The following is a 12,116-nucleotide window of genomic DNA, read 5'->3' on the forward strand; positions in this document are numbered from 1 at the left end:
ACACGTGCCGTTCACCGCGCGCAGCACCCTGTCAGCGCAGCGGGGGCGGTGGGATGCTGGAAGCACCAGCGACCTCCCTCCGCCCTCCGGACAAGGAGTTCCGCCGTGCTGCGTGTCGCCGTCGTCGGCTCGGGACCGAGCGGGTGCTACACCGCGCAGAGCCTCGTCCAGCTCGGTCAGGAGGTGCACGTCGACGTCCTCGACCGGCTGCCGTGCCCGTACGGGCTGGTGCGGTACGGGGTGGCTCCGGACCACGAGAAGATCAAGTCGTTGCAGAACGCCCTGCGCACGGTGCTGGAGCACGAGCGGGTGCGGTTCCTCGGCGCGGTCCCGGTCGGTCCGGGCGGTGTGCCCTCCGCCCGGCTGCGGGAGCTGTACCACGCGGTGGTGTACTGCGTGGGCGCCGCCGCCGACCGACGGCTGGGCATCCCCGGCGAGGATCTGCCGGGGAGCTGGTCGGCGACCGAGTTCGTGTCCTGGTACAGCGCCCACCCGGACGCCGTGGACGACGGGTTCCTGCGCGGGGCTCGGTCGGCGGTCGTGATCGGGGTGGGCAACGTCGCCGTCGACGTGGCGCGGATGCTGGTGCGCGGCCCGGCCGAGCTCAGCGGCACCGACATCCCGCAGGCGGCGCTCGACACGCTGGCCGCGGGCCGGGTGGCCGACGTGCACATGGTGGGCCGGCGCGGCCCCTCGCAGGCCCGTTTCACCACCAAGGAACTGCGCGAACTGGGCGCCCTGCCGGACACCGCCGTCCTGGTGGAGCCGGCCGAGCTGGCGCTGGACCCGGCGTACCGGGACCCGTCGGGGCTGCCCGGTGCGCAGCGCCGCAACGTGGAGGTGCTGCGCGGCTGGGCCGGGCGGGCGGCGCCGGAAGCCGCTCGCCGGCTCCGGGTGCGCTTCTTCCTGCGTCCGGTGGAGCTGACGGCGGACGGGGACGGCCACGTGGGCGCCGTGCGCTTCGAGCGGACCCGTCCGGACGGGAGCGGCGGGGTGACGGGCACGGGTCGGTACGAGGAGATCCGGGCCGGGCTGGTGCTGCGGTCGGTGGGCTATCGCGGAGTGCCGCTGGAGGGGCTGCCGTTCGACGCGGCGAGCGGCACGGTGCCGCACCGGGCGGGACGCGTCCTGCGTGCGGGCGCCATCGCTCCCGGTGAGTACGTGGCCGGCTGGATCAAGCGGGGCCCCACCGGCGTCATCGGCACCAACCGCCCCTGCGCGAAGGAGACGGTGACGTCCCTGCTGGCGGACGCCCCCGCGCTCCTGCGGCGGGACGTCCCGGCGTGCGACCCGCTCGGGGCCCTGCGCGCCGAAGGCGTCGAGCCGGTCGAGTGGGCGGGGTGGCGGGCGATCGAGCGGGCCGAGGCGGAACTCGGCGCCTCACTGGGGCGGCGCGTGGTGAAGCTGCCCGACTGGGAGTCGCTGCTGGCGGCGGCGCGGAGGGCGACGGACTGAGTACGCCCTCGGGTCGCCGTCAGCCGGTGCCGAGGCGGGCGGCCTGGCGGGCCGCCGCCGCCAGGAGGGCGTCCAGCAGGCCCGGGAAGAGGACGTCCAGGTCGTCCTTGCGCAGGCCGTTCATCTTGGCCGTGCCCCGGTAGGTCTGCCGGATCACCCCGTTCTCCCGCAGCACCCTGAAGTGGTGAGTGGACGTGGACTTCGTCACCGGCAGGTCGAAGTGGGAGCAGGAGAAGAGTTCGTCGCTGTCGGCGGCGAGGTCCCGCACGATCCGCAGCCGCACCGGGTCGGAGAGCGCGTGCAGCACTCCCTCCAGCCGGATGTCGTCGCGTGCCGGGTGGGGCAGGTCGCGGGTGCCGGCGGCGGTGGCGGCGGGGGTCACGGCGGCTCCAGTTCGTCCGGTGGGGGCCCGCTGACCGGCAGGGGCTCCGTCGAAGGTTCATTGTACGAAGGGTGCCGTAGTTTGACACACGCCGTACTACGAGGGCTATCGTACGAGCCGTTCCTCCTCGACCACTCGACCAAGGGAGCAGCCCGTCATGAGCGCCCTCTTCCAGCCGCTTCAGCTGCGTGACACCACGATCCCGAACCGGGTCTGGATGCCGCCGATGTGCCAGTACTCCGCCGCGCCGGAGGGCCCCCTGGCGGGTGTTCCGGGCGACTGGCACTTCGCGCACTACGGCGCCCGCGCGGTCGGCGGCACCGGGTTGATCGTCGTCGAGGCCACCGGCGTGTCGCCCGAGGGCCGGATCTCCCCGCAGGACCTGGGCCTGTGGAACGACACGCAGACCGACGCCTTCCGGCGGATCACGGACTTCCTGCGGTCGCAGGGGACCGTACCGGCGATCCAGCTGGCCCACGCGGGCCGCAAGGCGTCGACCGCACAGCCCTGGAAGGGCGGGGCCCCCGTGGGCGAGGACGCGTACGGCTGGCAGCCGGTGGCCCCGAGCGCGCTGGCGTTCGACGACCGCCACCCGGTGCCGACCGAGCTGACGGTCGCGCGGATCGAGGAGATCGTCGGGCAGTTCGCGGACGCGGCACGCCGGGCCCTCGCCGCCGGTTTCGAGATCGTCGAGATCCACGGCGCCCACGGCTACCTGATCCACGAGTTCCTGTCGCCGCACTCCAACCACCGCACCGACGCCTACGGCGGCTCGTACGAGAACCGCACCCGCTTCGCCCTCGAAGTCGTCGACGCCGTGCGGGAGGTGTGGCCGGACGACAAGCCGCTGTTCTTCCGGACCTCGGCGACCGACTGGCTGGACGAGGGCGGCTGGACGCCCGAGGACACCGTGCGCTTCGCCGGTGACCTCCAGGCCCACGGCATCGACCTCCTCGACGTCTCCACCGGCGGCAACGCCGCGCGCGTCCGGATCCCCACCGGGCCCGGCTACCAGGTGCCGTTCGCCGCGCGCGTGAAGGCGGAGACCTCGCTGCCGGTCGCCGCCGTCGGCCTGATCACCGACGCCGGGCAGGCCGAGAAGATCCTGGCCAACGGCGAGGCCGACGCGGTGCTGCTCGGCCGCGAGCTGCTGCGCAACCCTTCCTGGGCGCAGCACGCGGCCCGGGAGCTGGGCGACACGGTCCGGATGCCGGACCAGTACGGCTGGGGCATGTGAGAGGGAACCGCGCGCGAAGCGTTGACTAGAAAGCGCTTGCCCTCTACGGTCCGTTCATCAGCATGACCGTCGCGGACGCGGGGACCGGCAATACCCCACGTATGCAACCCCGCGTTCGCGACATCGCACAGCACCACGCACAACGTTCAAGTACATGTTCCGTTCCACCCCCACTCCCTGACGGAAGGGACCAGAACATGACTGCTGCGACACACCCCCGTGGGCGTCGGCGCGCCGCGACCGGCGCGCTGGCCGCGCTCGGGCTCTCGGTTGGCATGCTCATGACCACCGGAGCCTCCTCGGCCCAGGCCGCCACCTGGCCGACACCCAACGGCAGCGAGGGCGTCTCCTCCACGATCCCGGTCTCCGGCACCAAGGACTACGGGATGAAGCGGCTCTACGGCACCGGCGACCTGGGCTCCGGCGGGCAGGACGAGGACCAGGGGCCGATCCTGGAGCTGGCCCCCGGCGCCGTCCTCAAGAACGTGATCATCGGCGCCCCGGCCGCCGACGGCATCCACTGCAAGGGCAGCTGCACCCTGCAGAACGTCTGGTGGGAGGACGTCGGCGAGGACGCGGCGACCTTCCGCGGCTCCTCGTCGTCGAACGTCTACACCGTCACCGGCGGCGGCGCCAAGGAGGCCAGTGACAAGGTCTTCCAGTTCAACGGGGCCGGCACGCTCAACGTGTCGAACTTCGCCGTGAAGAACTTCGGCACCTTCATCCGCTCCTGCGGAAACTGCTCCACGCAGTACAAGCGGACGATCAACCTCAACACCGTCGAGGTGAGCTGGAAGGGCAGCCGGATCGTCGGCATCAACACCAACTACGGCGACAGCGCCACCCTGCGCAACATCACCGTGGTCGGGGACAGCGACAAGAAGATCGTCCCGTGCCAGAAGTACATCGGCAACGACGACGGCGACGAGCCGGACTCGAACGGCTCGGGCCCCGACGGAACCCACTGCAAGTACGCGTCGTCCGACATCACCTACAGGTGACGCGTGTGACCGGCGGATGATCCCGCCGCCGCCTCAGGTCCGGGTGCCTCGCACCCGGACCTGTCCGCTCTGCTCCCGTTGATAGAGCGCGTAGGCGTCCCGCAGGGCCGCGCCCGGCCAGTCGGCCGGGAGGAGTTCCGGGGGCAGGACCGGGTCGGTGAGCAGGTGGCGCACGACGGCCGCGAAGGCGGTGAGCCGGTCGGCCGGCCGCCGGGCCCGCTCGACGTGCGCGAGCAGCGTCCGGCCCGTGGCGGACCAGGCGTCCAGCGGCCACAGGCTCGCGGCCAGTCCACGGGCCGGGCGGGCGGGGCGCGAGGTGTGGCGCTCGGCCACCCGGTCCAGTTCGGCGGGCAGCGGACGGCACAGATTGGCGGGACGCAGCCAGACGCCCTCGCGGAGTTCGGCGAGACGCAGGGCGGTCAGCCTGGCCCGGAGGTCGGCACGTTCGGCGGGGCCGCGGCCCGTCGCGGTGATCACGACCATCTCCCAGTCACCCTCCCACGCGCGCGTGTGCGGGCGTACGGCCTCGTCCTGGCGGCGCTGGCGCTCCAGCAGCCGCTCGCTGAGGCGGTAACCGGTGTCCGTGCGCCGCAGGTCACCGGCGGCGGCCATCCGGCTGAGCGCCGCGCGCGCGGTGGAGCCGCCGACGTCGAAGCCCTCCACCAGCCGCACCAGCTCCCGGGCCGGCAGTTCGGGGGGATGCGTCCCCAGGAGCAGGCTCAGGACGACCGACCTCGCGGACAGCGGGCGCGGTGCGGGCCCGCCCGGCGGCGCGGGGTCGTTCATCCGCGCGGGCACGTGTCGCCCCTCCGCGCGAGCGCGTGCCGGCCGGCCCTCCGCGCGAGCGCGTACCGGATGCCGCTCCTCATGAGCGCGCACTGATCGTTCCTCCGCATGAGCCGTACTGTACGTGCGACACCGTGTTGCACTATTGCTGCGGTCGCAGATTCGGTGCAACACTCGGGACATGACGACACGCGCGCAGGAGTCCCACGAGGAGCCCCCGGGCCGCCCGGAGGGGTACGCCACACATGACGTCACCAACCAGCCCCCTCCCCTGGCCCCCTACGACGCCTGCGAGGACATGGCCCTGCTGGAGGGCGTGCGGCGGGAGGGCGCCGGGTGGGCCGAGGAGGAGCTGCGTCGGCTCGGTCTGCGGGCGGGGAGCGTCCAGGCGCAGGAGTGGGGCGACCTGGCCAACCGGCACGAGCCCGTGCTGCGCACCCACGACCGGTACGGCAACCGGATCGACGAGGTCGAGTACCACCCGAGCTGGCACCACCTGATGCGGGTGGCCGTCGGCGAGGGTCTGGCCGGGTCGGCCTGGGCGGACGACCGACCGGGGGCGCACGTCGCCCGGACCGCCGGCGGGCTGGTCTGGGGGCACACCGAGGCGGGGCACGGGTGTCCCACGTCGATGACCTACGCCGCCGTTCCCGCGCTGCGCGCCGAGCCGGAGCTCGCCAAGGTCTACGAGCCGCTGCTGACCAGCCGGGAGTACGAGCCGGGGCTGCGCACGCCCACCGGGAAGCGGGGCCTGCTGGCCGGCATGGGGATGACGGAGAAGCAGGGCGGCTCCGACGTCCGTACGAACACCACGGCGGCCACCCCGACCGCCGAACCCGGGGTGTACACGCTGCGCGGGCACAAGTGGTTCACGTCGGCGCCGATGTGCGACGTGTTCCTGGTGCTGGCCCAGGCTCCCGGGGGCCTGTCGTGCTTCCTGGTGCCGCGCGTGCTGCCCGACGGCACCCGCAACACCTTCCGCGTCCAGCGCCTCAAGGACAAGCTCGGCAACCGCTCCAACGGCTCCTCCGAGCCCGAGTTCGACGGGACGGTCGCCTGGCTGGTGGGGGCGGAGGGACAGGGCGTCAAGACCATCATCGAGATGGTCAACTGCACCCGGCTGGACTGCGTGATGGCGTCGGCGACGCTGATGCGCAAGACGCTCGTCGAGGCCGGCCACCACGTACGGCACCGCAGCGCGTTCGGCGCCCGCCTGATCGACCAGCCGCTGATGCGCAACGTCCTGGCCGACCTGGCGCTGGAGTCGGAGGCGGCGACGACGCTCACGCTGCGGCTGGCGGGCGCGGCGGACCGGGCGGTGCGCGGAGACGCGGGGGAGGCCGCGTTCCGGCGGATCGCCACCGCCGTCGGCAAGTACTGGGTGACCAAGCGGGGCCCGGCGTTCACCGCGGAGGCCCTGGAGTGCCTGGGCGGCAACGGCTACGTGGAGGAGTCGGGCATGCCCCGCCACTACCGCGAGGCACCGCTGCTGTCGATCTGGGAGGGCTCGGGGAACGTGAACGCCCTCGACGTGCTGCGGGCGATCGGCCGCTCCCCCGCGACCGCGCACGCCCTCTTCGACGAACTCGCCCTCGCCCGTGGGGCGGACCCCCGGCTGGACGCCGCCGTGGCCCGGTTGGAGACGGGACTGTCCGAGGCGTCCGAGACCGGCGCCCGCCGGCTGGTGGAGCTGATGGCCCTCACCCTCCAGGCCTCGCTCCTGGTCCGGCACGCCCCGCCCGCCGTCGCCGACGCGTTCTGCGCGAGCCGGCTCGGCGGTGACTGGGGGCACGCCTTCGGCACGCTGCCGGCCGGGGCCGACCTCGGCGCCGTCCTGGCGCGGGCCCTGCCGCCGGAGGCCTGATCCGCCTGCGCCCGAAATCCTCCGTGAGCGCGACACCACCGCTGTGACCTGCGGCGTCACCCTTCCCAGGGGTGACTGTCAGTGCCGGGGTGCAGACTGGCCCGTGTCCGAGACAAAGGCGTCGACGACGACGCCGCGGAGGTGATCGGCATGACCGAGGTACTGCTCGCCGTGGGAACCCGCAAGGGCCTGTTCATCGGGCGCCGGCGGGGTGGCACCTGGGAGTTCGACGAGAGTCCCTACTTCAACGCACAGGCCGTCTACTCGGTCGCCCTCGACACCCGCGGCGACACCCCGCGGCTGCTGGCGGGCGGCGACAGCGCGCACTGGGGTCCTTCGGTGTTCCACTCCGACGACCTGGGGCGGACCTGGACCGAGCCCGCGCAGCCGGCCGTCAAGTTCCCCAAGGAGACCGGCGCTTCCCTGGAGCGGGTGTGGCAGCTGCACCCGGCCGCCGCGGAGCCGGACGTGGTCTACGCGGGCACGGAACCGGCCGCGCTGTACCGGTCGGAGGACCGCGGCGAGAGCTTCGAGCTGGTCCGGCCCCTGTGGGAGCACCCCACGCGCTCGCAGTGGGTTCCGGGCGGCGGAGGCGAGGGGCTGCACACCGTCCTCACGGACGCCCGGGACCCGGCGTCGGTCACGGTCGCCGTCTCGACCGCGGGCGTCTTCCGCACGACGGACGGCGGCGCGAGCTGGGCGCCGTCCAACTCCGGCGTCTCCGCGGTCTTCCTGCCGGACCCGAACCCGGAGTTCGGCCAGTGCGTGCACAAGGTCGCCCGGGACGCGGCGGTCCCGGACCGGCTGTACCTGCAGAACCACTGGGGGGTGTACCGCAGCGACGACGCGGGCGGGCAGTGGACGGACATCGGCGAGGGACTGCCGTCCACGTTCGGTTTCGCGGTGGCCGCCCACCCGCACCGGGGCGACACGGCGTACGTCTTCCCGATCAACGCCGACGCGGACCGGGTCCCGGCGGACCGCCGCTGCCGGGTCTTCCGCACCGCGGACGCGGGCAAGAGCTGGGAGCCGCTGACGGCGGGGCTGCCGCAGGAGGACCACTACGGCACGGTGCTGCGGGACGCCCTGTGCACCGACGACGCGGACCGGGCCGGCGTCTACTTCGGCAACCGCAACGGCGAGGTGTTCGCGTCGGCCGACGACGGCGACAGCTGGCGGCAGTTGGCCTCCCACCTGCCGGACGTGCTGTGCGTGCGGGCCGCGGTCGTTGGATGAACAGGTTCGGGGGGACCGGCGTTGGCCACCGGTTGATCGGCGTCACCCGTACGGCAGTAGGGTGACGCCCGTGGCACCACGACCCTTGCACGAAATCGTCGAAGCGGGCTGGGCGAAGGCCCTGGAACCCGTCGCCGGGCGGATCACCGAGATGGGCGAGTTCCTGCGCGCGGAGATCGCCGCCGGACGCACCTACCTCCCCGCCGGGGCGAACGTCCTGCGGGCCTTCCAGCAGCCCTTCGACGACGTCCGGGTTCTGATCGTCGGACAGGACCCCTACCCGACCCCGGGACACGCGGTGGGGCTGTCGTTCTCGGTCGCGCCCGAAGTGCGTCCGCTGCCCGGCAGCCTCGTCAACATCTTCCGGGAGCTGAACACCGACCTCGGCCTCCCGCAGCCCTCCAACGGCGACCTGACCCCGTGGACCCGCCAGGGCGTGCTGCTGCTCAACAGGGCGCTCACCACGGCCCCGCGCAAGCCCGCCGCCCACCGCGGCAAGGGCTGGGAGGAGGTCACCGAGCAGGCGATCCGGGCGCTGGTGGCGCGCGGCAAGCCGATGGTGTCCATCCTCTGGGGCCGCGACGCCCGCAATCTGCGCCCGCTGCTCGGCGACCTGCCCTCGGTCGAGTCCGCGCACCCGTCGCCGATGTCGGCCGACCGGGGATTCTTCGGCTCCCGTCCGTTCAGCCGGGCCAACGACCTGCTGGTGCGGCTGGGAGGTCAGCCGGTCGACTGGCGCCTGCCGTGAGCACCGGCTTCCTGGCCGTGGACTCCGGCGGCTCGGGTCTGCGGGTCGTCCTCGGCACGACCGGTGCCGACGGGGACGGACCGCGGGTGCTCGGGCGGCGCGCGTCACGGGAACCGGTGCGCACCGGTGCGCGCGGCATCGACCCCGGGCATCTGCTGGGCCAACTGCTGCCCATGGCGAGGTCGCTGAGCGACGGGGCCGGTGTGCCCCGGCTCGGCACCGTCGTCGTCGGGGCCGCCGGGCTGGCCACCCTCGGCGACGCCCTGCGGGCCGAGCTGCCGGGCGCTCTGGCCCGGGAACTGGGCGTGCGGACGGTCGCGCTGGTCGCGGACGCCGTCACCGCGTACGTCGGTGCCCTCGGGCCGCGGGCCGGCGCCGTGGTGGCCGCCGGCACCGGTCTGATCGCGACCGGCACGGACCTGGACCGCTGGTACCGGGCGGACGGCTGGGGCCATCTGCTGGGCGACTGCGGCGGCGGTGCCTGGATCGGGCGGGCCGGCCTGGAGGCGGCACTGCGCGCCCACGACGGGCGTGAGGGCGGCTCCGCTCCGCTGCTGGCGCGGGCGCAGGAGCGGTTCGGGCCGGTGACGGGACTGCCCGGCCAGTTGTATCCGCGTACCGACCGTGCCGCCGTCCTCGCCTCCTTCGCGCCGGAGGTGGCCGCCTGTGCGGCCGACGACCCCATCGCCGCGGACGTCCTGCGGGCCGCCGCCCGGCACATGGCCGACTCGGCCGCCGCGGTGTGCCCGCCCGGGGGCGAGCCCCGCGTCGCCGTCACCGGGGGTCTGCTGAAGCTGGGGACCGCCCTCGTCGGACCGCTGGAGGAGGAGCTGTCGAAGCGGCTCCCGCACGCGCGGCGGACGGCCGCCGAGGGTGATCCACTGCACGGTTCGGTTCTGATCGCGAGCGACCTCGCGACCGGCTCCATCACCCTTCCGGGCGACGACGGAATGCTGTGGGTGACGACCGACCCGGACGGCTGAGAATCGGTCCTCCGGCGAGGTGAATCGTGCCGATGTCGGCCGATCCGTACATCACTCTTCAGACAAAACCGGACGGAAACCGCTCACCTGCACCCTCCCCGAACAGGGAAACCCAGGAAACCAGTAACATGCGGCGCCATGAGCTCCCCCACTGGGCCCGCGTCCGGCCTGCCAGTACGAATGCCGCGCCCCCGCCAGCCCGGACGGCACCGCCGTCCCGAACCGTTGGTGGCTCCCGAGGGCGCGCCGGCGCTCGTCCTCGCGGTTCCGGGGACGCCCAGTAGCGCCACCCGGGGCCTCGCCGACGAGGTCATCAGCATCGCCCGTTCCGAGCTGCCGGGCCTCGACGCCCGGATCGGTTGGCTCGACGGGGACGACGAGGAGTTCCTCGCCCTGTCGGCCGTCCTCTCGCATGCCGCCGAGGAGCGCACCGCCCGCTACGAGCAGGCGGTCGCCGCGGGCATGGAGGTGAAGGAGCCCGAGGGCCCCGTCGCCGTCGTCGTGCCGCTGCTCGCCGGTCCGGACAGCGCGCTGCTGCGCCGCATCCGCCAGGCGGTGATGGACAGCAAGGTCGCGGCCGAGCTGACCGACGTGCTGGGCCCGCACCCGCTGCTGGCCGAGGCGCTGCACGTGCGTCTGTCCGAGGCGGGTCTCGCCCGCGCCGACCGTGCCAGGCTGTTCACCGTGGCCACCGCCGCGGACGGCATCATCCTGGCCTCCGTGGGCGGTGACGAGGCCGTGCAGGCGGCCGGCATCACCGGCATGCTCCTCGCCGCGCGTCTCGCCGTGCCGGTGATGGCGGCGGCCCTGGACGAGGAGGGTTCGATCGCGTCCGTGGCCGAGCAGCTGCGTTCCTCGGGCTCCCAGCAGCTGGCGCTCGCGCCGTACCTGATCGGGCCGGAGATCGAGGCGTCCCTGCTGGAGGAGGCGGCCAAGGAGGCGGGCTGCTCCGCCGCCGAGCCGCTCGGCCCCTACCCGGCGATCGGCAAGCTGACGCTGGCCAAGTACACGACGGCGCTCGGCATCTCGCCGCAGCAGCCGCAGGGCACGCCGGCACGCTGACGCGGGGTCCGCGCGCGAAACACGACACATACGGCCGAGGGGCCCGCTCCGGTGGAGGGAGCGGGCCCCTCGTCGTGCCGTACGGGAGGCTCGTGCGGGCGGTCGTGGTGAGGGACGGTGCGGGAGTGCCGTCGGCAGGCGGCGCGCTCCCCCAGGAGGGCCCTCGGTCTCGCCGGGCGCGGCATATACGGCCGGCCCCGCGACGAGGTCGGGAGATGACGCGTGGCCCGTTCGGCGGCGGGGTCAGCCGAAGGTCACGCAGGACGCCGCGGGGATCGCGACGGAGCCCGCGCGCCGGGGCGTCCCGGTCTCCGGGTCGAGGGCGAACCAGGTCACGTCGCCGGAGCGTTCGTTGGCCGCGTAGAGGAAGCCGCCCGACTCGGTGATCTCCCGCGGCCAGTGCCCACCGCAGGGCACGGTGCCGGACAGCCGCAGTCCGTCCGGTTCCACGGCGAAGACGGACAGGACGTCCTCGCCGCGGGTGGCGGTCCACACGAAGCGGCCGTCGGGCGAGACCACGATGCCCGAAGGGTAGGCGTCACCGGCCGGGGCCCCGGGCAGCACCGGCACCTCGGCGAGGGGCTGCAGGACGCCGCCGGCGGCGTCCCAGCGGCAGACGGTCACGGTGGGCGCCAGTTCGTTGACCACGTAGGCGCGGGCACCGTCGGGGTGGAAGGCGAGGTGCCGGGGGCCGGAACCGGGGCGCAGCGCGATCTCCCGGTGCACGGCGGGGACGCCGTCCGTCAGGGTGCAGACCCGCACCGAGTCGGTGCCGAGGTCCACGCTGACGGCCCACCGCCCGCTCGGGTCGGACCGCACCTGATGGGCGTGGGGTCCCTGCTGGCGCTGGGCGTGCGGGCCCGCGCCGGTGTGCCGCAGGACGCCGGACGCGGCCCGGGCGAGGGTGCCGTCGGCGCGGACCGGCACCGCCGTGACGCTGCCGGAGCCGTAGTTGGCCGTCAGCACGTGCCCGGCGTGAAGGCTGAGGTGGGTGGGACCGTCGCCGCCGACGGACACCGGGCGGCCGGCGGGCTCGGGCTTGTCCCCGGTCACGCGGAACGCGGCCACCGCGCCCTCGGCCGTCTCGCTGACCGCGTAGAGCGTGTCCCCGTCCGGGGCCAGGGCGAGGTAGGAGGGGTCGGGCAGGCGGTCCGTGCCGTTCAGGACCGTCAGCGCGCCGGTGTCGGGCGCGACGGCCGCCGTGACGATGCCGGGCCCGCCGGCCGCCGTGAACGACCCGATGAACGCCCGTCGCCGCCGCGTGTCGCCATCTGCCACCAGTAGGCCCCTCTCGCCTCGCCTCGTGCCGTCCCGTCCGGCGCCTCGTCGTGGGCGGGACGATCGTGCCGACCGTTCTTCTGC

At 74.0% G+C, this 12,116-nt stretch carries 11 protein-coding genes; 8 read left to right on the plus strand and 3 right to left on the minus strand.

Annotated elements, in window-relative coordinates:
• The first annotated feature begins 105 nt into the window (after positions 1–105).
• A complete protein-coding gene (locus ACLIN4_RS04375; RefSeq protein WP_381993062.1) occupies positions 106–1,455 on the plus strand; it encodes an FAD-dependent oxidoreductase in 1,350 nt (449 codons plus the stop codon).
• Between the two features lie 19 nt (positions 1,456–1,474).
• Here ACLIN4_RS04375 and ACLIN4_RS04380 read toward each other — a convergent pair whose 3' ends face one another.
• The gene (locus tag ACLIN4_RS04380; protein ID WP_100047962.1) at positions 1,475–1,837 is read right to left on the minus strand and encodes an ArsR/SmtB family transcription factor; all 363 of its coding nucleotides are present in this window, start codon (positions 1,835–1,837) and stop codon (positions 1,475–1,477) included.
• 157 nt (positions 1,838–1,994) lie between these two features.
• On the opposite strand from ACLIN4_RS04380, the gene ACLIN4_RS04385 reads away from it, so the two are divergent.
• Positions 1,995–3,074 (plus strand): NADH:flavin oxidoreductase/NADH oxidase, encoded by a 1,080-nt coding sequence (locus tag ACLIN4_RS04385; RefSeq protein ID WP_107478021.1) that lies wholly within the window; start codon positions 1,995–1,997, stop codon positions 3,072–3,074.
• 197 nt (positions 3,075–3,271) lie between these two features.
• Positions 3,272–4,075, plus strand: a complete 804-nt coding sequence (locus ACLIN4_RS04390) for a pectate lyase (protein ID WP_289907731.1) — start codon at positions 3,272–3,274, stop codon at positions 4,073–4,075.
• A 33-nt stretch (positions 4,076–4,108) separates the two neighbouring features.
• On the opposite strand, the gene ACLIN4_RS04395 is transcribed toward ACLIN4_RS04390, so the two are convergent.
• On the minus strand, positions 4,109–4,861 hold the full coding sequence (locus ACLIN4_RS04395) for a PaaX family transcriptional regulator C-terminal domain-containing protein (RefSeq protein ID WP_411576733.1): 753 nt from the start codon (positions 4,859–4,861) through the stop codon (positions 4,109–4,111).
• A 181-nt stretch (positions 4,862–5,042) separates the two neighbouring features.
• Here ACLIN4_RS04395 and ACLIN4_RS04400 point away from each other — a divergent pair, with 181 nt between their 5' ends.
• The 5 genes from ACLIN4_RS04400 (at position 5,043) to ACLIN4_RS04420 (ending at position 10,754) form a co-directional block, all read left to right on the plus strand.
• On the plus strand, positions 5,043–6,725 hold the full coding sequence (locus tag ACLIN4_RS04400; RefSeq protein ID WP_411575513.1) for an acyl-CoA dehydrogenase family protein: 1,683 nt from the start codon (positions 5,043–5,045) through the stop codon (positions 6,723–6,725).
• An 81-nt stretch (positions 6,726–6,806) separates the two neighbouring features.
• Positions 6,807–7,961, plus strand: a complete 1,155-nt coding sequence (locus ACLIN4_RS04405; RefSeq protein ID WP_100047958.1) for a WD40/YVTN/BNR-like repeat-containing protein — start codon at positions 6,807–6,809, stop codon at positions 7,959–7,961.
• A 70-nt stretch (positions 7,962–8,031) separates the two neighbouring features.
• Complete coding sequence (locus tag ACLIN4_RS04410) at positions 8,032–8,709, plus strand: uracil-DNA glycosylase (protein ID WP_100047957.1); 678 nt, start codon at positions 8,032–8,034, stop codon at positions 8,707–8,709.
• Positions 8,706–9,692: an N-acetylglucosamine kinase gene (locus ACLIN4_RS04415; RefSeq protein ID WP_411575514.1), complete on the plus strand. Its 987-nt coding sequence runs from the start codon at positions 8,706–8,708 to the stop codon at positions 9,690–9,692. Before ACLIN4_RS04410 ends, ACLIN4_RS04415 begins: the two co-directional genes overlap by 4 nt.
• 138 nt (positions 9,693–9,830) lie before the next feature.
• The gene (locus ACLIN4_RS04420) at positions 9,831–10,754 is read left to right on the plus strand and encodes a sirohydrochlorin chelatase (RefSeq protein WP_100047955.1); all 924 of its coding nucleotides are present in this window, start codon (positions 9,831–9,833) and stop codon (positions 10,752–10,754) included.
• Positions 10,755–10,997: 243 nt separating this feature from the next.
• On the opposite strand, the gene ACLIN4_RS04425 is transcribed toward ACLIN4_RS04420, so the two are convergent.
• Positions 10,998–12,032 carry a lactonase family protein gene (locus ACLIN4_RS04425; protein ID WP_398015874.1) on the minus strand — a complete coding sequence of 345 codons (1,035 nt, stop codon included), beginning with the start codon at positions 12,030–12,032 and terminating at the stop codon, positions 10,998–11,000.
• Between the last annotated feature and the right edge of the window lie 84 nt (positions 12,033–12,116).

It is taken from the genome of Streptomyces mutabilis, assembly GCF_046628145.1.
GTDB lineage: Bacteria > Actinomycetota > Actinomycetes > Streptomycetales > Streptomycetaceae > Streptomyces > Streptomyces mutabilis.